Genomic DNA, 19,991 nt, shown 5'->3' on the forward strand with positions numbered 1-19,991 from the left:
TTTATTTCCCCACCAATTCCACGAGCGGTTGGTCGTAAGCGACCCCTTCACCGTCGGCTGCCAAAAGTCGCTGAACCGTACCAGCTTGGGGAGCTTTAACGTCATTAAACAGCTTCATGCTTTCAATTTGCGCAATTACCTGTCCCTTTTCCACCACTTGTCCCGCGGCGAGTTCCTGATTAAAGTGTACGATCCCCACCATCGGACTCTTCACCATAACCCCGGATGGCTCCGGAACTGGTGTTGTGGTCTGTGACGTTGTTTGGGAAGCATCCGCCTTTTTCACGTGTAGCTTTAACCCATCCACCTCGACGTCAATTTCTTGGTACGGGTAATCTTTTAGGCGATTTAAAATATCATAGACTTTGTCAATTTTCATCTTTTATACCTACAATTTAATAATTAAACTACCATAATCTAAACCGGCGCCAAAACCAGTCAACAAGACTGTTTTAGCACTGGGATCCCGACTTTGCAACTGATCCAACGCCATCGGAATTCCGGCAGAAGACGTGTTGCCGTAATCTTGGACGTTGGTAACAAATTTTTCAAACGGAATTTGCGTTTCTTCCGCAATCTTTTCAATGATTCGCAAATTAGCTTGGTGACAAATTACGTAATCAATGTCGTCATGTAGCCCATTACGGTCCAAAATCGTTTGCATTTGTGGGGGTACCGCCCCTGTCGCAAAACTAAACACGTCCCGTCCACTTTGGTAAAATGCGTCAATTTGCGGATAATTACTTGCTTTTACCTCGCTAATGGCTGGAATTCGTCCACTATGGATGTACTCATTTTTTTCAGCTAAGGTAGCTAACTCTTCATCAACGAAAAAGTCGTCAGTCTTCGTCGATTGACTTAAGATTACTCCGCCTGCTCCATCACCAAAAAAGACGGCCGAGGTGCGGTCTTGAAAGTCCATCATTTTGGAATTAGTTTCCGCACTAATCACCATGGCATTTTGGTAACGCCCGGAGCGCAAAAATTTTTCAGCAGTACTTAGTCCAAACACAAAGCCTGCGCAAGCCGCCGAAATGTCAAAAGCAAAAGCGTTACGGGCACCAATTTTATCCTGCACTAGGGCCGCAGTTGCCGGAGTCAGGGAATCAGGGGTGATGGTTGATAAAATAATTAAATCGATTTGGTCAGCCGTTAAGCCACTCTTTTCCAACAGTTGTTGGCCCACCGTTGCTGCTAGATCCGAGGTGTTTTCCGCACCTAACGCATAGCGGCGAGTTTTAATCCCTGTATGAGATTGAATCCATTCGTCGCTCGTATCCATAATTTGTGCTAATTCATCATTATCTACCACCCGTTCGGGAACGTAATGGGCGGTAGCTAAAATTTCTAAACTCATTTCGCCAACTCTTCCTTACTTTAATTTATCATTTTATTTTATCAGTAAATAATTGGTTATGAAAACTATCTCACTAGTCCATCTAACCACTTTAATTGATTTATCCGCCAAAAGCTTCTCAAAGGCTAATTCTTATTTTTCTCTTAAGAAATCGACTACTTGCCTTTTAGGGAATTAATATTTATCCTTAAAGTTAACAAGCACCGTATTTTAATGGAGGTATGCTGAATGTTTAATTTTTCAATTAGTTGGTTAATCTTTTGGATGAAGGGCCGCGTGGAAGTCGATAATCAATCCGTGCGGAGCCGGATCCCGCGGTTATTAATTTGGATTTTCCCATATGGGATGGTTGCTAAAGACGTTAACCTAGCCGATATTAAGGCTACCGAGGTCAAAAGCAAAAACCAAATCTTCCCTTTGCTACTAGGGATCGTTTTAATTGTGTTAGGGATTTTAAGTACGATGAACGACGGAGTTGCCTTGGGAATTTTGGCAATCATCATCGGCATCATCCTTGGTGGGGCAGGTTTCAAGGCGCGTTTAGTGCTTACCACCACCCAGGGAACCGTCAATCTGGATGCAGTCGCTTTTCAAAAGGACGTTCTTTTACAGATTGCCCAAGAAATAAAAAATCGGCAAACTAAGCCAGAACCACAAATTAAGGATAACCAAGTTCTCGAAGAGCTGTAATCTCTGCGGCTTGCTAATGGTTATCCACCATGCAATAAAAGAAGCGCGGGACAAACTGACTTTTGGCACACGTTTTGGCGCTATTGAAGTCAAAACGCCAAAATAAAAACGGTTCATGAGGGAATTTCACCTCATCATGAACCGTTTTTTGTTTAGAAACTTTTGTCCCACGCTCTTTTTTAGCCATAATTCATTTCCAATTTACAAACCATTTTTATCCAACATTTTAATCAAATCCTTGCGGCTATCGTTCGGAATTTTTTGGGCGTACACCGTTAACCCGTGGGCAGCCAATGCTCTAATCGCCGCGACCTCTTCCTTACCAACTGCGATAGCATCCGTCAACATGGTCATGTCTACCGCGTAGGCAAGGCTGCCCACGTCAACTCCTAAATTACCGATGTCAATGCCACCCTCGACTAACTTCAACATGTCTTGAATTGTTTCCGTTAGCAGCAGCACTTTAAACGAATCAAATTGGGGATCGTGGTAAATTTTGATCATCTTGTCGACCGTAATCACGTTCACAAACACTCCCGGAGGAGCGGCCTGGGTAATCAGCGTTTTGCGCAATGTATCTTCTGCCACACTATCAGAAACCACCAAAATCCGGTTAGGCTTCACCTTTTTAGCCCACGCGGTGGCAACTTGCCCATGCAAAAGCCGACTATCTACCCGTGCGAGCAATATTTCCATTGTCATATTCTAATTTCCTCCAAAAACTATTGATTCTTCTCCATCTCATTTAGGATTGTATCATTTTTTTCTTGCCAGGTTTCTAACAATTTGTAAATATAAAATTCTTCACCTAGGGTCATTTTAATTTGAATCCGTTGAAGGAATTGGTCATCAGCTTCCTGAACCGCCTTAAACCAGGGCTGTTCTTGAACTTCCGCAAGTTCAGCTGCGTTGACTTGCATGGGATTATTCGTTAGTTGACGTTCTACCGCGCCCGCTACGTGCATTATCAAATTAATCCGGAAGGACTCGCTAAATTCGACCTGTCGGCTTTGCGCAAGGTAATCAACGTAATTCCATAGAATATCGGCAAATTTGTCAGCATTCAAAAACACAAAGTACTTCGACAAATATTGTCGACAAACACTCCGGGTCAGTTTAGCGTCCTTTTCATCAAAGACCCAGGAAAGCTCGCTTCGTTCTGCCAGTTGACGAACGAACTTTTCGCCGCCCCCCTGCAATAAGGATTGTAACGGCATGAAGGGAACTCCCACTTCCGGATCCATTACCCCGGTTGCGGCAACGATGGTGTATTTTTGGTTAATTTCCTCAATTGCTTGGTGCATGTTTACGATTGAAATTGGGAACACCTTAATATCTTCAATTAAATTTTGCAATAGCAACTGGTCAAGAATCCCCTTGATTTTTTGGGCAGTGCCCTCACCCGTTGAACAAACCGCGATGACCGCCTTCGGTTTTCCCGAAAGCATTGCTACCGTCTGGTCGTCTTCCATAGACTGGCCTTCGTCCGTAATTGCCACCCGGGAGTAACCGTGAAATTCGCGAAGTTCAGCATAAATTTCATCTAAATTACTATCAATGAAGGACGCCTTTCGGGTAGCTTCCAAAACCATCGCGGTGGTTACCATGTCAATCACCTTGACCTGAATTTGAGTTTCTTCGGTAATTTTAGGGCCAAAAGTGCTTAGCGAGCCCATATCTACAAGGAGCAGCACTCCTTCCCCTTGGTCTGCCGCGCGAACCCGATCGACAATTCCCTTATAAGCTACCTGCGGATTCATATCTAATGGCATGTCAAAGGCTTGGATCGAATTATCCGACAACAATTGTGATACCACTTGTGCCATTGAACTAGCCGTGTTACTACCGTGCGCGGCCACCACGATTCCAACCTTACCGGTACTGGTGGGCACCGTTTTAAGTGAAATTAGAAGTACGGCCAGGTAATAGCTTTCCGATTCTGGGATTGGCAACCCGTAATGTTGTTCTAGCGACTCTTTGATTGATTTAGCGACTTCCAGCTCTTCTGGATAATCCTTAACCATTGCCACTAAGTCGTTGCCCATTAACCGCATCGGCTTTCCTGACTGAATTCGTTTGATGAAGGAACTAATGTGCAAACTCATCGCGTAAATAAAGTTGTCCTTGAACCGGTAGTTGAGGCGGTTTTCCACCTTGGGCTGAATTTGCTTGGTAAAGTTAATAATTCCCTTGTCCACGATTTCTGCTAGCTTACTTTCCGCGTTCACCGTGTCCAGGTCATTTTTATAAAATGATTTTAAATGAAGATTAATGTCGGTAGTGATGAAATTATTGATATTTTCTTGGTCGAGCCCTTCTTCGCGAAGCATCATCGCTTTATCCCCAATGATTTCGTACAAATTGTAGGGCAATTCGTAACTATCTTTGCGGGTGACCGGGGTGGCGTAACTAGCTCCGGGTTTAACCACCATATACGGTTCCAAAAGTTTAGAAATTGCCCCGAGCTCCTGCCGGTTAGACGCCAAGTTTAACAACCCGTCCTTGATATTGCCAGGCAAATCGTCGGAAGTAATCATGATCTTTCCTTCGTTACCAATGTTATTAAGGAATCCCTTCGCACACACTAGCTGAATATTGGACTTCAACTGACCGACGTTTCCGTAAGTAACGCTACCAAGCAAAGCTTGAACCACGTCTTCGGTTAAAGTGATTTCCTTATTAGTCCGGTTGGCCTCAATCGTAACTAGCGAACGCAATAGTTCAATTCGTTCTTCCGGGCTCCGTTTATTGAATGGCGGAAGCTGGATCGTAATTGGAATTCGCCGTACAAAGGTTTGCAATAAGGTACTTTCGGGATCTTCGGTTGTCGCACACACTAGTCGAACGTTAGCATGGTGGGTCTTAGCAGTTTCACCTAATCGACTGTAGGTCCCGTGGTCCATGAAGTAAAAAATCATTTCCTGCCCTTCTGGGGGAAGGCGGTGAACTTCGTCAAGGAATAGCATTCCGCCATCTGCTTCTTGAATTAACCCGTCTTGTTCGTCGTCTGCGCCAGTAAAGGCTCCCTTCACGTAGCCAAACAAATGGGACATCAGCAATTCTGGGTTATGGGCGTAATCCGCACAGTTAAAGGTTACCAATTGTTGATCCTTACTGAGTAGATTACGGGCCTGTGCAAAATCAAACATTGCGTTGGCAAAATACGTTTTCCCTGACCCCGTTGGTCCGATGATTAACGTATTTAACCCGCGTGGCGGATACAACATGGCCGCCTTAGCCTGTTCAATTTGGTTTTTCATGCTTTGATCCTTACCAATCATTCGATCAAAAATGTCTTTATGCACACTAAGCTGCTTAGTAGCTGTCGGCTTATCGAGCTTTCCTGCCAGCTTCTTTTTCCCCAGTTCCATACCGCTAATCCCATCTTCAATATGGTACTCTGAAGGGTCCTGTGCCAATGGATCATCTTCATTTAGGGCTAGTTGACAATAACGAACTGGCCGGCCAGAAATTTTAAACAATTTTCGTTGCCGAACCAAATCATTTAATTCTTTACTGACGTTGCTACGCGCAATTTTTAACGCGTCCGCAATTGTTGAAGTTGTTAAGCCGTTTTGCCGGTTGGCTTCGTCCGCCGAAGCTGGCTCCGTATGTTCTAAAACGTATTGATATATTCTTTCTTGTCGTTTCATTTAGCCTCACCACGTTAACTGTATTAAACACTGTCTGTATTGATACACTACAGTTTATCACACTTTCTCCAAAGCGTTTTCAAGTCGGATTGGCTAGGGGGCGGATTTGATTTCCCGAATGACTAATTAAGGCACAACCGTCAGCAAAACGGGTTCCGAACCCCAGCTCTTTCCGGTTAATCAAAACCCCCCATCAATCGCCTATACCGCGATTAATGGGGGATTCAATTAATCCTGCTCTCCTACTGCTGCCATGTCGAAATGAGCTCCAGCCCCTAGCTTCTTCCGGTTAACCAAATATAAGGACCAACCGCCCAACCCGCGGTTAGTCCTTATATTCCGTTAATCCTCACAAGCTGCCCAAGGGACTTCCGCTCTCTATTTTCGGATCCTTCTCCACACTTCTTTTAATCCGCGCTTTACTACATCTACTACTCCTAGCGAGCGGACCATTCTTTCCTCGTCCACATACTTGCGGATTCCCCTCAACAATTCGTGGGGATGCTTTGCCGCAAAACTAAACGTCCCACTATGTTTGGTTTTAATTGCAAACCGAGGAATCCACCTGCCCCCAAACATTAGTGATGCGACCACTTTGTCGACTTCTTTCCATGGAATTTGAATGTAGTTTTTTACATTGCGATTATCAAAAAATTCAAAACCGCGATCACCAATCATTACTTTGCCGTAATCTCCCATTCCAAGGAATGAGGTTGCGTCCGTAACTTGATCCACCTTGGTATTAATTGACTGTACCATTCAATCTGCTCCATTCTTTATATTTGCTGTTTTCATTATAATCCGCAGCCGAATTAACCGCAAAAAATCTTAATAAAAAAGCCCAGGCCATTGCCCAGACTTTGTTAAAATCATTGCATTACATAACGTGTAGTAAGTGAAGCACAACACCAAGAATGAATAAACCAAAGATAACGATGATTGGTGAAACACCCTTCTTAAGCAACCACATGCAAAGTAATGTAAGCAGTAATCCTGCTAAACCTGGAATTAATTGATCCAAGTTATCTTGCAAAGTAGTAACCTTTTCACGAGTAAGTGACAAACCAGCCGCTTGTTCTTGAAGAGCCTTTTGGATACCCTTTGCACCACTTGGCAAGTTTGCCCAGTCAATGTAAGCTCCCTTACTTTGTTTTACAGTTGAAACGACCGGTGTGAATTTAACCACAACCCAACGGTTAATCAATGAACCTAAGATAAACATCCCAAGGATTGAAGCACCCTTAGTAACGTCTTGGAGTAAACTACCAGACATATCTTCGGTAATCTTGGAACCAGCTTTGTAGCCGAATTCTTGAGTATACCATGTAAAGCCCATCCGAATTGCGTTCCACAATACGAAGTAAAGAATTGGTCCTAAAATGCTACCACCCATTGCTAACGAAGCTGCCAAAGCACCTAAAATTGGCTTAACGGTGAACCAGAATACCGGGTCACCAACCCCAGCGAGGGGACCCATCATACCAACCTTAACACCTTGGATAGCAACGTCGTCAATCGGTGCACCATTAGCACGATCTTCTTCAAGTGACATTGTAACCCCAAGGATTGGAGCAGCTAAATATGGGTGAGTATTAAAGAATTCCAAGTGACGAGTCAAAGCTGCAGCACGGTCTTCTTTAGTCTTATATAACTTCTTGAGGGCTGGGATCAAAGTGTATGCCCAACCACCATTTTGCATCCGTTCGTAGTTCCATGAACCTTGCAGGAATGTGGAACGTAACCAAACGTGAATACGATCTTTTTTAGTTAATTGAACTTTTTCTTGCATTTTATGTTGGCCTCCTTCTAGTATTTATCGATAATGTCGCCGAGTGGGTCACCAGTACCTGAGTTACCACCGTTGCTTGAACCGCCCATCTTAGAAAGGGTTAAGTAAATCAAAGCAAGTGAGATACCAATTGTACCTAAAGCGATTAATGTTAAATCTTGAACAGTTGCTAAAACAAATCCAAGTGCGAAGAATGGCCAAACTTCTTTAGTAGCCATCATGTTGATAACCATCGCGTAACCAACGGCAACAACCATTCCACCACCGATTGATAGACCATCAGTTAACCAAGCTGGCATAGTGGAAAGTAATCCACGTACAGGACCAGCACCGATTGCTAAGATCAATGCTGCAGGAATTGCAATCCGCAAACCTTGCATAACAATCGCAATGTAGTGCCACAATTCCAATTTAGCAAAGCTACCTTCTTTAGCAGCTTTATCCATAATGTGGACAATCAAGGTTGCCAATGTACGCGCAATGATTGTCAATAAAAGTCCGGCTACAGCCAACGGAACCGCTAAAGCAATCGCTGATGAAACACCTGCTTTACCTTGACCACCTAAAACTAAAATAATAGCAGAAGCTACAGAAGCTAAAGCAGCATCAGGAGCAACCGCAGCCCCAACGTTAGCCCATCCAAGAGCGATCATTTGAAGTGAACCACCTAAAATAAGGCAAGGTACTAAATTACCAGTTACTAAGCCGATTAGCGTACATGCGATTACTGGTTGATGGAAATGAAATTGGTCCAAAATACCTTCCACACCAGCTAGGAATGACACGATAACGACTAAAATCATTTGAATTGCATTCAATGCCATGATTATTAATCCTCCGTTTTTTAGTTATTTTTTTGTTTATTAAGCTCATCTTGAGCCTTCTTCATAATTGCATCTAGATTATCTCTTGAATCAGAAGGAACCTTCCGCACGTCCATTTGAACGCCCATGTTTTCCAACTTCTTGTAAGTGTCAATATCATTTTGGTCAAATGCCAATACAGTATTTGGTTGAACTTTTCCAGCTGAATGAGCCATTGAGCCAACGTTCAAAGTCTTAATTGGAACACCGCCTTCGATAGCTTTTAAAGCATCTTGAGGGGTTTCAAACAAAAGCATTGCCCGGGTACCACCGAAGTGTTTGTCGTCCTTAGCCAGCTTAATCATTTGTTCAATTGGAACAACGTGGGCTTTAACGCCAGCTGGAGCAGCTTGCTTGATCATTGATGAACGTAAGTTATCTTTAGCAACATTGTCAGAAACAACGATAATCCGATCCGGGTTAGTAGTCTTCGTCCATGAAGTAGCAACTTGACCATGAAGTAAACGAGTATCGATTCGTGCTAACACGTAATCAAAGTGGCCTGGTTTACCTGTGTTAACCGGTGCAGCTGCTTCAGCAGCCTTTGGAGCTTCCTTAGGTTGAAGTTCTTCAGGACGAACCTTAACCCCTTCTTTTGCTGTGTCAATGATGTGTGCAGCAATTTCTTGTGCTGATTCCATCGATAGACGAGAAGCATATGCTTCAATTAACATTGGCAAGTTCAAACCAGCAACGATTGCCCATTTGTCCTTGTGTTCTTCAAACAAGTTGTTAACTTGGTTGAATGGAGTGCCTCCCCATAGGTCGACTAAGAATAATACTTGGTCTTGGTTACTAAAAGAAGCAATTGCTTCTTGAAGTTTTGCTCTGAGATCGTCAGGGCCTTCGCTAGGCATTAAGGTTACGGCCTTAACGTCTTCTTGTTCACCGAAGATCATTGAACCGGATTGCAAAATGCCTTTGGCGAATTCACCATGACTAGCAATGATAATTCCTACCATTTGTCTGTATACCTCCCATTTTCTATTTGTTACAGTTGAAAAAATAAAATAAGTTCTAAACCTGCAACTAGTTAAAATAAATTCCTGACAGCCTTTTCAATTTCAAAACTCCTAACCATCCCAAAAGCGTTTTCACAACGTCCCAAAAAAGTTAAATTTGTAATAAAATTGTGGCCAGCTGTCGATCTACCGCCACCAAATGGTAATCAGTAGGACCAACACACCGCTAACACAGTATGTTTAGCTTCCATTAAGTATATAAGCAAATACCGTGCCAAAATACACTAAGCCTAACGTAAGCGAATTCAAGCATTTTTGTTAATACACTATTTTGATACACTAAACTGTATTGATTAGTGTATCAAGTGTATCAATAGCTTGCCGTAGATCAGGTTAGGTTTTGACAAAAAAAGAGCCGCGACCCAACCTAGTTGAATCACGGCTCCTTCCCCAATCAGTAGCACAATGCGGCCAAGAGGGTTCGAACCTCCACCCGAGTAAATTCGGACAGGATCCTTAATCCTGCGCGTCTGCCAATTCCGCCATGGCCGCAAAAACCTTACTAGATAATAATAGCAAAACCACCATTAGCTAGCAAGTGTTTTTTATAAAAATATTTTTATTAGTGTTTTAACCCCAAGCGCCCCCCGCAACGTCCACAAACGTAGCGTCGCACGTTGATTCGGCGTTGGCGATGGTAAAGCTGACCACATTTTTTACACTGGTATACTAATCGCCCCGTTGTAGTAGTCCGACGCTTAGACGTCACTGGTGCGTAGCGTAAACCGCCCGTCCGCTGCAGCAACTCCTTAAAATGCGGGTTACGGTGATCTGGTTTTTCATGATGCACGTGCAACCAGTAGTGAACTAGTTCATGTTTAATTACGCCTACTAAGGTTTCCTCGTCAAATTCGCTTAGCATAAGGGGATTAATTTCAATGTGATGGTCCGCTAAAAAATAGCGACCGCCCGTCGTTCTTAAGCGGCGGTTAAACCGCGCTTCGTAAGGATAAGCTTGGTTAAAGAATTGTTTAGCCAGTCGACGCGTTAATTGAGTTAGCTCTAAGTCAGTCATTGTTCCTCAGCCGGAATCATGGTGAGCTGGATCCGATTTCGCTTGGTATCCACGCTTTCCACCCAAACGGTAACGATGTCCCCCACCGCCACTACGTCACTAGGATGTTTGACGAAGCCTTTTTTTAGTTTAGAAATGTGTACCAAACCGTCTTGTTTAACGCCGATATCGACAAACGCGCCAAAATCGATGACGTTCCGGACGGTTCCTTGCAGCTGCATCCCTGGTTGGAGGTCCTCTAAAGTTAAGACGTCGGAGCGTAATAATGGTGCCGGCATTTCATCCCGCAAATCCCGCCCCGGTTTTTGCAATTCTTCGAGAATGTCGTGAAGCGTTTCTTCTCCGACCTGCAGCTGAGCTGCCAATTGTGCGACCTTAACCTGTTGCAACGTTTGGTTAAAAGCGGGGGTTCCTAAGTCATGCAGGTTTAATCCCAGCTCCTTCATTAGGGCTTTAACCACCGGATAACTTTCTGGATGAATTCCCGTATTATCAAGCTCATCGTCTCCGTCCACAATTCGTAAAAATCCAATCGACTGTTCGTATGCTTTAGGTCCTAGTCGCGGCACTGATTTAATTGCTTGGCGAGTTCGGTAGCTTCCGTTGGCTTCCCGAAACCTAACGATGTTTTGCGCCGTCGTTTTAGTTAGCCCCGAAATGTGGGTCAGTAGCTCTGGACTGGCGGTATTTAAATTGACCCCCACCTGGTTAACCGCGGTTTCCACCACGTGGTCCAACTGTTCACGCAAATCTTTTTGGGCAACGTCGTGTTGGTATTGGCCGACTCCCACCGCTTGGGGATCGATTTTGATCAACTCTGCTAACGGATCTTGTAAACGCCGGCCAATGCTAATTGCGCTGCGCTCTTCCACTTGTAAATCAGGAAACGCTGCACGAGCAGCCGGACTAGCTGAGTATACGGAAGCTCCGGCCTCGTTGACGATTACGTAGTAAACTGGTCGCGCAATCGTTTTGATGACTTGAGCCACAAATTCTTCGGATTCCCGGCTAGCGGTCCCGTTTCCAATCGCAATCATTTCCACATGGTATTTTTCAATGAAGTCTTTTAATTGCTTAGCAGCCGCGGCTCGCTTCGCTTGGGGAGCCGGACGGTGCGGATAAATCACCAGTTTATCTAAGAACTTCCCGTTTTCATCAATTACGGCCAGTTTACACCCGGTACGGTAAGCAGGGTCAAACCCGAGGACCACTTTGCCCTTGAGCGGTGCTTGCATCAGCAAATGGTATAAATTTTCTCCAAAAACTTTAATTGCACGGTGCTCCGCCATGGAAGTCAATTCCGCACGCATTTCTCGTTCAATTGCTGGCCCAATAAACCGTTTATAGGCGTCCCGATAGGCTGCTTGCACCAGCGCCACCGCCGGGCCCCGATGCTTTTGTACCAAACGAAAGTTTAAATAGCGCTCAATGCCCGCTTCTTCCACCGCAACCTTAGCCCGGAGGACCTTTTCCTTTTCTCCCCGGTTAATTGCCAACACTTGGTGAGGCGCTAACTGAGCAAGTGGCGCTTGGAAATCATAGTAAATCGTGTAAACGCCGTTTTCATCTAGTTCCTTGCCCTGCCGTTTAACTTCGCTAACTAACGCGCCATTATGCTGGGTGTATTTACGAATCCACGCCCGGATTTCCGCCTGTTCGCCAAAGGCTTCGGCCAAAATTTCGTGAACCCCGGACTCTACGTCTTCGATAGTATTTAACTTCACTTCGGGATTAACGGCAGCCGCCAAGCGTTCTCGTAGTCCTTGTTGGGGGAAAGTTAAAACCCACGCCGCTAACGGTTCTAGTCCCGCTTCTTTGGCAATCGTCGCTTTTGTGCGCCGCTTTTGTTTGTACGGCAAATATAAATCTTCCACCATAGTTAAGGTGGCCGCCTGCTTGATTTGCTGTTTTAACCCGGTAGTTAACTTGCCTTGTTCTTCAATTTGCTTTAAAACTTCCGTCTTCCGCTTTTCTAACGTTTCCGTTTGGTGGTACGCAGCCTGGATTTCGCGAATTTGTACTTCGTCAAGGCTATGGGTACGTTCCTTACGATAGCGCGCAATGAACGGCACCGTATTTCCCTCATCGAGCATCTCCAACGTCGAGCGAATTTGTTGCGGTCGGTAAGCGGTCAATTGTTTTTCCACTAAAGCTAAAATCTCTGCTTCCAAATTTAAACCCCACTTTGTTAAAACTTTTTGTACAAGATAAGAGGCCAGGAAATTTTTCCCAGCCTCCTTTTAAACCTCTCCGATTTCACTAGCTAAATGACTAGTATGAGAAGTAATGATCTATCCCATCAAAATGCTCATAATTTTAGTCAACGCTTTGGTCATCTGGCCCATTGCAGCTTCTTGGGCATGTTCGGACTCTTGAAAGGCTACCTCATCCAGCTTTTTGGTTTGGTCATCTACTGCATCAACCATTTTTTGGCATTGGTTAGCATATTCCCTTAGGTAACGTTTCAATAGCTGATGTTTACCAATTAATTTAGCTGGCACCTTAGCATTCCAGACCATCTTTTCTAGCGCCCGGTACTGGTCGGTTGCCACTTGAAATTGTTTTTTGATTTCTTTTAACCGGCTTTGATCCATTTCGTCCACCGTACCTAATTGACCCGCCTTCTTTAATTCTTGAAAGAACGGATCCACGCTAGAACCAATTTCTTCTAATTTCTCAGTCAATCTTGAAATGGTGTTCGCGTACGCTTGAATACTTACCTTCATCTTAATTTCCTCGTGATTTCTTTAAAGTTCGTTGAATTAATTTTACCACTTCTACGATTACAATCATCGATAAAGATGCTCCAATTACGATTAACCACTGGTGTAAGTTTAGGTGGCTAACGTGGAAAAGGTCGTTAAAGCCCGGCACCACAATCGTAATTGCTAATAAAGCAAACGCGATGAGGATCGCCCAATTAAAGAATTTATTTTTCCAAGTGGTTGCTTGGAAAATTGATCCGTGAATCGACTTCGAATTAAAGGCGTGGAAAAGCTGGATTAAACCTAACGTTGCAAAGGCCATGGTTAAGGCATCGGCATGAATCTGTGCGCTCCCGGAATGGTCAGGGAAAGCTAGCGCCATTGCATAAACAAATAGGGTGATGGCCCCTTCCAAAATTCCCTGGTAGATTACGTTACCCGCAACGCCTCCCGATAAGAAACTAGATTTTTTATCACGTGGTGGCTGTTGCATCACGTTTTTTTCTGCGGGTTCAAGTCCCAAGGCAATGGCAGGCAAAGTGTCGGTCACCAAGTTTATCCACAGGATGTGCACCGGTGCCAAAATTTGCCAGCCCATCATCGTCATCACGAAAAGGGTTAAAACTTCCCCAAGGTTAGCTGATAAGAGGTACTGAATCGCCTTTTGAATGTTGGCAAATACTTTACGTCCTTCTTCAACCGCGTCCACGATGGTAGCAAAGTTGTCGTCGGCCAGCACCATGTCACTAGCACCCTTAGAAACTTCGGTTCCGGTAATTCCCATTGCCACTCCAATATCCGCTTGTTTTAAGGAGGGGGCGTCATTTACACCGTCCCCGGTCATCGCCACCACTTTCCCCTTCTTTTGCCAAGCGTCGACAATCCGGACCTTATGTTCAGGAGCCACCCGGGCGTAAACTCGGTAATTTGCTACGTGATCCGCTAGTTGTTCATCAGTTTGCTGATCGAGTTCTGCACCAGTCACCACCGCCGTGTCCGCTTCGGCATCGGTAATCATCCCTAGTCGTTTAGCAATTGCTCCCGCGGTATCGCGGTGGTCACCAGTAATCATCAGGGTTTGAATACCCGCATCGTGGGCTTCTTGAATGGCTTGCGCCACTTCGGGCCGTTCCGGATCAATCATCCCCACTAGTCCTGCAAAAATCAAGTCGTTTTCCACTACCGCACTAGTCAGCTCTTCAGGAACCGTATCAACAATCCGGTATGCAAAGCCCAACACCCGGATTGCTTGCAACGCTAAATCATGGTTCACAGCCTGAATCCGGTGCTCTTCAGCTTCGTCCATTGGCAATTCGGCACCTGGCATTACGTACTTGGTGGTTCGTTTCAAAAGTTCATCTGGTGCTCCCTTAACGGTAATCAAATACTTCCCGTCCGGTAACGCATTGACCGTGGACATTAGCTTTCGTTCCGAATCAAACGGTACTTCAGCGACCCGTTGGTATTGGTCAATTACCGCAGCACTAGAGTATCCCCGTTGGTCATTAAACGCAATCAAGGCCGTTTCGGTAGGATCCCCCACCAACTCCTCGTCAATTTTTTTCGTGTCGTTGTTTAAAATCATCAGGTCAAATAACTTGGATTGAAAATCAGGGGTGACCGTTGCGGCATCCATTAGCTGGTTATCCACAAAAAGTTTTTCAACCGTCATTTTATTTTGGGTAAGGGTTCCCGTTTTATCCGAAGCAATGATTTGCGTACTCCCTAAGGTTTCCACCGCCGGGAGTTTTCGAATAATTGCGTGACGTTTAACCATCCGCTGGGTTCCCAAGGCTAGGGTAATCGTAACAATTGCCGGTAAACCTTCCGGGATGGCCGCCACCGCAAGCGAAATTGCGGTTAACAACATGTCGATTAAGCTTTCTTGCCCCCGTAACATACCCACCGCAAACACCACCACCGCAATGGCCAAAATTAACCAAGTCAACGTTTTACTTAGCTTGGTTAAATTACGTTGTAAAGGAGTAATGGTTTCATCAGCGTCGTTAATTAACCGGGCAATTTTCCCTACTTCGGTCGCCATTCCCGTATGAATGACAATTCCCTTTCCGCGGCCAAAAGTAACGTTACTATTCATAAAGGCGAGGTTGGTGCGGTCGCCTAAGGGAAGCTGTTCGTCATCTAGGGCCGCCGTTTGTTTATTCACCGGAACCGATTCCCCCGTTAACGCCGACTCTTCAATTTGCATCGACGCTGACTCTACCAGCCGTAAATCGGCCGGCACCACGTCTCCAGCTTCTAAAATGACCACGTCTCCTGGCACCAATTCGGTACTCTGGATTTGCTGAATTTGGCCGTCCCTTTCGACCTTGGCTTGCGGAGCTGCCAAACTTTTTAATGCATCAATAGCTTCTTCTGCCTTAGATTCCTGAAAAACGCCAAAGATTGCGTTTAACACCACCACCAGCAAGATAATCAAGGCGTCGACTCCTTCGCCCACAAACACTGAGATTAAGGCGGCCACGAGCAGCACAATGATCATCAAATCTTTAAACTGGGCCAAAAACTTTTGTAACAAAGTCGTTTTACCCTTAGTTGCTAGTTCATTGTGGCCATATTTTTCCAACCGTCGTTGTGCTTCGGCAGCCGTGAGCCCAGCCAACCGGGTATCTTGCTTAGCAGCGGTATCTTCAACGGTCCGTTGCCAATCCTTTAACTTACTTGCCTTCATTCTCTTTCCTCCATTTAATTTGGGATCTTAAAGTTTAAAAAAAGACCCATGTGCGTCGAAAACTACTTCTCGACACACATGAGTCTCACTAATTTAAGGTAATACCAGATTTTTTCTTGCTGATGACATTACCACAGCTAAGCTGCAAGTTACTCCCTCATGTTTAAACACATTATACCGGAAATTAATTTCCCTTTACAAGTGACGAGCCTTGAACTTAACAATTTATTTATCAAAAACGGTATACGGCAAAGCACGTTTATGGGCGGTCCGTTGGTACCAACCTTCAATTTTTTCGGCCGCTGCGTCGCTAACTTCCTTGCCTTCTAGATAATCATCAATGTCTTGGTAAGTTACGCCTAACGCAACCTCATCCGGTAATGCTGGACGTTCATCTTCTAAGTCCGCCGTAGGCACCTTTTCGTAAAGCTCAACGGGCGCGTTTAACGCTTTAAGCAATGCCTTACCCTGCCGCTTATTCAAGCGCCATAGCGGAACGATGTCCGCACCGCCATCCCCGAATTTTGTATAAAATCCGGTCACCGATTCGGCCGCGTGGTCGGTTCCCACCACGATTCCTGCGGTTTCACCCGCGATGCCGTATTGGGCAATCATTCGTTGCCGGGCCTTAATGTTTCCCTTGTTAAAATCGGATACCTGAACTCCGGTTGCTTCAATAGCGGCTACCATGGCATCCGCGGCTGGTTTGATGTCAATTCGTACCACCCGGTCCGCTTGCATAAATTCGATTGCCTTCATCGCATCCGATTCGTCAGCTTGAACCCCGTAAGGTAGGCGGACCGCAATAAATTGGTAATCGTCATTGCCAGTTTCTTCCCGAAGTTCCCGAATTGCCATCTGTGCCAACGCTCCGGCTAAGGTAGAATCTTGCCCGCCGGAAATGCCAAGGACTAGCGAACGTAAACTAGGAACGCTTTTCAGGTAGCGTTTCATAAAATCAACGCTGCGTCGAATTTCTTTTTCTGGGTCAATTGTTGGTTGAACCCGTAGAGCTTCAATAATTTCTTGTTGCATTTTGCGCATTTTTTACGCCCCCCAATGATTAAAATTTAAGCTGATTTACGTAATCCCGGACCCGCTTAATGATGGATACCTTGTGATCGTAACATTCTTGTGAAAGGTCCACCGGATAGTCTTGCGGATTTAAATCACGTTTGTATTCATCCCACAAGGAATCTAAACTTTGCCGAGAAAATTCTTTGATTTCTGCTAAGGATGGGCGATCATAAACTAACTTGCCGTCCTTAAAAATGGTTTGTAATAACGGTCGAGCTTCAAAATCGGTCACCGTCTTATTGATGTACGTATAGTTGGGGTGGAACATGTATAGCGAATCCTTTTCACGAGGGTCTTCACCCCAAAGCGTAATGTAATCTCCTTCTGATTTACCATCTGCCCGCCGAGAAATTCGCCAAACTTGCTTTTTGCCTGGTGTAGAAACTTTTTCAGCATTGTTAGACAATTTGATGGTGTCGACCATCTTTCCGTCCCGTTCAATGGAAACCATCTTATAAACGGCTCCTAACGCCGGTTGGTCATAAGCGGTAATTAATTTGGTTCCCACACCCCAAACTTCAATTTTAGCTCCCTGCATCTTTAAGTTTTGGATGGTCTTTTCGTCCAAATCGTTGGAAGCGTAAATTTTAGCGTTTGGATAACCCGCTTCATCCAACTGTTCGCGAACTCGTTTAGACAGGTAAGCCATGTCACCACTATCGATCCGTACCCCAAGGAAATTGATCCGGTCGCCCATTTCTTTAGCCACCCGAATTGCGTTAGGCACCCCGCTTTTGAGTGTGTCAAAGGTGTCCACCAAAAAGACACAATCGTGATGAGTGGTTGCGTACGCCTTAAACGCATCGTAGTCGTTCATGTAATATTGCACCATTGCGTGAGCGTGAGTTCCGCTAATTGGAATCCCAAACTTCTTCCCAGCCCGTACGTTACTAGTTGCGTCAAAACCGCCGATGTAAGCCGCCCGGGTTCCCCAAATTGCTGCGTCAAATTCTTGGGCACGGCGCGTTCCGAATTCTAAAAGCTTGTCTGAGCCAACTACGGATTTAATCCGCGCCGCCTTGGTTGCAATTAAGGTTTGGTAATTGACCACGTTTAAAATTGCCGTTTCCACCAGTTGACAATCGGCCAGTGGTCCTTCGACTTGTAAGATTGGTTCGTTATTAAAAACTAGGTCGCCTTCCACTGCCGAGCGGATGGTCCCCCGGAAATGGAAATTCTTTAAAAATTCCAGAAAATCATCCGGATAGCCGCCCACTTCGCGAAGATATTCGATATCACTCGCCGAAAAGTGAAGGTTTTCGATATAGTCAATTACCCGTTCTAATCCGGCAAAAACTGCGTATCCATTGTCAAAAGGCATTTTACGGAAGAAAACTTCAAAAATTGCCTTTTGATTGTGAATTCCCTTTTGCCAATAAGTTTGAATCATGTTGATTTGATAAGCGTCTGTGTGTAAAGTTAATGTGTCATCTGGATATTCTTGTACCATGATGATTATGCTCCTACTCTTTATTTTTTAAAGTATAAATTTTACTGGTGGACATAAAATACAATTGCTTTAATTTTATCATTTTTGCGCCAAACCGCAATTTTATCGTGAGGAGAACCTTTATATATGAAGTTTTCAACTGCCAACGTCTTGGGATTCAATTTTTTACAAACGACCAAGGCCCAATTCTTAGAACAATTACATACCGACTTATCGGCCCACCAAAACCGCTTTGTGGTTACCGCTAATCCAGAAATTATTATGTACGCTAAAAAACATCCTGCTTACGCCAAAACTATTCGTCAAGCCGATTATTTAGTGGCCGATGGGATTGGCGTCGTGAAAGCAACCCAGCATACCGCCCATCCGCTGCCCGAACGCGTAACCGGCTACGAACTTTTTGAAGAACTTTTGCGTTGGGGAGACGCACACCATTCGCGAATCTACTTTTTGGGAAGCAAACCGGCCGTGATCGCTCAAGTAATTGCCAAAGTTAACCGCCAATATCCCCACGTGGAAGTCGCTGGCCATCATGATGGGTATTTTACCGATTTTGCTCCCATCCAAACTGAAATTGAGCAAACCCAGCCGGAAATGGTTTTTGTAGCCACCGGCTTCCCCAAACAAGAGGAGTTAATCCAAAAATATCGGCACCTCTCTCCCGCAATTTGGATGGGCATTGGGGGCAGTTTTGACGTCTTTGCTGGAGAAGTCAAGCGTGCTCCCGAATTTTGGCAAAAGCATAACCTAGAATGGCTATACCGTTTAATCAGCGATCCCCGCCGGATCAAACGCCAAATCGTGCTTCCCATCTTTATGGTTAAAGCGTGGTGGGCCAACCGCAAATAACGATGAACACAAAAAAACGAGGGTTAGCGTTCTTAAAAAGAACCTAATCCTCGTTTTTATGACTTTGGAATTAAGGGGTAACCCCCTTCTCAATTCCTCACCAATTATTTACCGATTTAAATAGAATTCAAACCGTTCTCCTACGTATTGCGTTCGTACGTATTCAAACGGCGTACCATCTTGGGCGTACGAAACCTGATGAAGGCGTAAAATCGCTGCGCCCCGCTTAACGTCAAGGTATTCGGCAACCTTTTCGGAAGCTAACATCGCCGATACGGTTTGCTCAGCACGACCAATTACCAGTCCCGCACGCTCTTCCAAAGTGTTGTACAACGACTTGGTTACTTCGGATTTACTAAAGTTAGTAACTAACTTTTCTGGGATGGTCGCCGTTTCGTAACAGATCGGTACCCCATCCGCATACCGGATCCGTTCCATTCGGAGTACTAAATCTCCATCCGCTAACTTTAATTTTTCAATTTCACTTAACGATGGCTCACTAGTATGGTAGGAAATTGTCTTGCTCGATGGTTTCTTACCCTGGGCTTCCGTCAATTCCGTAAAGCTGGTTACTCCAGAAACTTTTTCTTGGACCTTTTGACTAGCAACGTACGTCCCCGAACCCACCTTACGTTCTAAAATCCCTTCATCAACCAAAGTTGAAATCGCTTGGCGTAAAGTCATTCGGCTAACTTTAAAATGGTTTGACAGTTCCCGTTCGGCGGGAATCCGCTCACCAACTTTCCATTTTCCTGCTTCAATTGCCTTTTTGATTTCATTATGAATCTGAATATATACCGGTGAATTCATGATTGTACTCCTACTTGTT

18 protein-coding genes and 1 tRNA gene are annotated in these 19,991 nt (G+C 44.8%); 2 read left to right on the forward strand and 17 right to left on the reverse strand.

All coding sequences use genetic code 11. The annotated features are described in order from the left end of the window. Window position 1 precedes the first annotated feature (1 nt). Both NL111_RS08155 and NL111_RS08160 read right to left on the reverse strand, forming a co-directional pair. Window positions 2–379, reverse strand: a complete 378-nt coding sequence (locus NL111_RS08155; RefSeq protein WP_002832374.1) for an acetyl-CoA carboxylase biotin carboxyl carrier protein — start codon at window positions 377–379, stop codon at window positions 2–4. A 9-nt stretch (window positions 380–388) separates the two neighbouring features. Continuing rightward, complete coding sequence (locus NL111_RS08160; protein WP_058120844.1) at window positions 389–1,357, reverse strand: beta-ketoacyl-ACP synthase III; 969 nt, start codon at window positions 1,355–1,357, stop codon at window positions 389–391. 228 nt (window positions 1,358–1,585) lie between these two features. Between NL111_RS08160 and NL111_RS08165 the strand changes: the two genes are divergently transcribed. Continuing rightward, entirely contained in the window at window positions 1,586–2,047 is a 462-nt protein-coding gene (locus NL111_RS08165; protein WP_002832376.1) for a hypothetical protein, read from the forward strand. A 13-nt stretch (window positions 2,048–2,060) separates the two neighbouring features. Here NL111_RS08165 and NL111_RS08170 read toward each other — a convergent pair whose 3' ends face one another. The 14 genes from NL111_RS08170 to NL111_RS08235 form a co-directional block, all read right to left on the reverse strand. Continuing rightward, window positions 2,061–2,234 carry a hypothetical protein gene (locus NL111_RS08170; RefSeq protein ID WP_002832377.1) on the reverse strand — a complete coding sequence of 58 codons (174 nt, stop codon included), beginning with the start codon at window positions 2,232–2,234 and terminating at the stop codon, window positions 2,061–2,063. Between the two features lie 14 nt (window positions 2,235–2,248). Continuing rightward, window positions 2,249–2,749: a PTS sugar transporter subunit IIB gene (locus NL111_RS08175; protein ID WP_002832379.1), complete on the reverse strand. Its 501-nt coding sequence runs from the start codon at window positions 2,747–2,749 to the stop codon at window positions 2,249–2,251. A gap of 20 nt (window positions 2,750–2,769) precedes the next feature. After that, window positions 2,770–5,700 (reverse strand): sigma-54-dependent transcriptional regulator, encoded by a 2,931-nt coding sequence (locus tag NL111_RS08180; RefSeq protein WP_285110139.1) that lies wholly within the window; start codon window positions 5,698–5,700, stop codon window positions 2,770–2,772. 378 nt (window positions 5,701–6,078) lie between these two features. Continuing rightward, on the reverse strand, window positions 6,079–6,459 hold the full coding sequence (locus NL111_RS08185; RefSeq protein WP_004165571.1) for a DUF956 family protein: 381 nt from the start codon (window positions 6,457–6,459) through the stop codon (window positions 6,079–6,081). Window positions 6,460–6,577: 118 nt separating this feature from the next. After that, the gene (locus NL111_RS08190) at window positions 6,578–7,489 is read right to left on the reverse strand and encodes a PTS system mannose/fructose/sorbose family transporter subunit IID (protein WP_002832384.1); all 912 of its coding nucleotides are present in this window, start codon (window positions 7,487–7,489) and stop codon (window positions 6,578–6,580) included. 17 nt (window positions 7,490–7,506) lie between these two features. After that, window positions 7,507–8,313 (reverse strand): PTS mannose/fructose/sorbose transporter subunit IIC, encoded by an 807-nt coding sequence (locus NL111_RS08195; protein WP_002832385.1) that lies wholly within the window; start codon window positions 8,311–8,313, stop codon window positions 7,507–7,509. A 20-nt stretch (window positions 8,314–8,333) separates the two neighbouring features. Continuing rightward, window positions 8,334–9,314: a mannose/fructose/sorbose PTS transporter subunit IIA gene (locus tag NL111_RS08200; RefSeq protein WP_002832386.1), complete on the reverse strand. Its 981-nt coding sequence runs from the start codon at window positions 9,312–9,314 to the stop codon at window positions 8,334–8,336. Between the two features lie 466 nt (window positions 9,315–9,780). Then, window positions 9,781–9,866 (reverse strand) — tRNA-Leu (locus tag NL111_RS08205). Between the two features lie 70 nt (window positions 9,867–9,936). Then, a complete protein-coding gene (locus tag NL111_RS08210) occupies window positions 9,937–10,389 on the reverse strand; it encodes a SprT family protein (protein ID WP_004166144.1) in 453 nt (150 codons plus the stop codon). Then, complete coding sequence (locus NL111_RS08215; RefSeq protein ID WP_285110140.1) at window positions 10,386–12,560, reverse strand: Tex family protein; 2,175 nt, start codon at window positions 12,558–12,560, stop codon at window positions 10,386–10,388. Before NL111_RS08215 ends, NL111_RS08210 begins: the two co-directional genes overlap by 4 nt. Window positions 12,561–12,680: 120 nt before the next feature. Continuing rightward, the gene (locus NL111_RS08220; RefSeq protein WP_128736880.1) at window positions 12,681–13,115 is read right to left on the reverse strand and encodes a hypothetical protein; all 435 of its coding nucleotides are present in this window, start codon (window positions 13,113–13,115) and stop codon (window positions 12,681–12,683) included. 1 nt (window position 13,116) lies between these two features. Then, window positions 13,117–15,786, reverse strand: coding sequence for a cation-translocating P-type ATPase (locus NL111_RS08225; RefSeq protein WP_285110141.1), 2,670 nt, complete (start codon window positions 15,784–15,786; stop codon window positions 13,117–13,119). A gap of 225 nt (window positions 15,787–16,011) precedes the next feature. Next, on the reverse strand, window positions 16,012–16,830 hold the full coding sequence (nadE, locus tag NL111_RS08230) for an NAD(+) synthase (protein ID WP_285110142.1): 819 nt from the start codon (window positions 16,828–16,830) through the stop codon (window positions 16,012–16,014). Window positions 16,831–16,849: 19 nt separating this feature from the next. After that, window positions 16,850–18,313, reverse strand: a complete 1,464-nt coding sequence (locus NL111_RS08235; RefSeq protein WP_285110143.1) for a nicotinate phosphoribosyltransferase — start codon at window positions 18,311–18,313, stop codon at window positions 16,850–16,852. A gap of 126 nt (window positions 18,314–18,439) precedes the next feature. Here NL111_RS08235 and NL111_RS08240 point away from each other — a divergent pair, with 126 nt between their 5' ends. Beyond that, window positions 18,440–19,162 carry a WecB/TagA/CpsF family glycosyltransferase gene (locus NL111_RS08240; RefSeq protein ID WP_285110144.1) on the forward strand — a complete coding sequence of 241 codons (723 nt, stop codon included), beginning with the start codon at window positions 18,440–18,442 and terminating at the stop codon, window positions 19,160–19,162. A 108-nt stretch (window positions 19,163–19,270) separates the two neighbouring features. On the opposite strand, the gene NL111_RS08245 is transcribed toward NL111_RS08240, so the two are convergent. After that, window positions 19,271–19,972, reverse strand: coding sequence for a GntR family transcriptional regulator (locus NL111_RS08245; protein WP_002832395.1), 702 nt, complete (start codon window positions 19,970–19,972; stop codon window positions 19,271–19,273). Between the last annotated feature and the right edge of the window lie 19 nt (window positions 19,973–19,991).

Origin of the sequence: Pediococcus sp. AC40 (assembly GCF_030252485.1) — a bacterium.
Taxonomy (GTDB): Bacteria; Bacillota; Bacilli; order Lactobacillales; family Lactobacillaceae; genus Pediococcus; species Pediococcus acidilactici.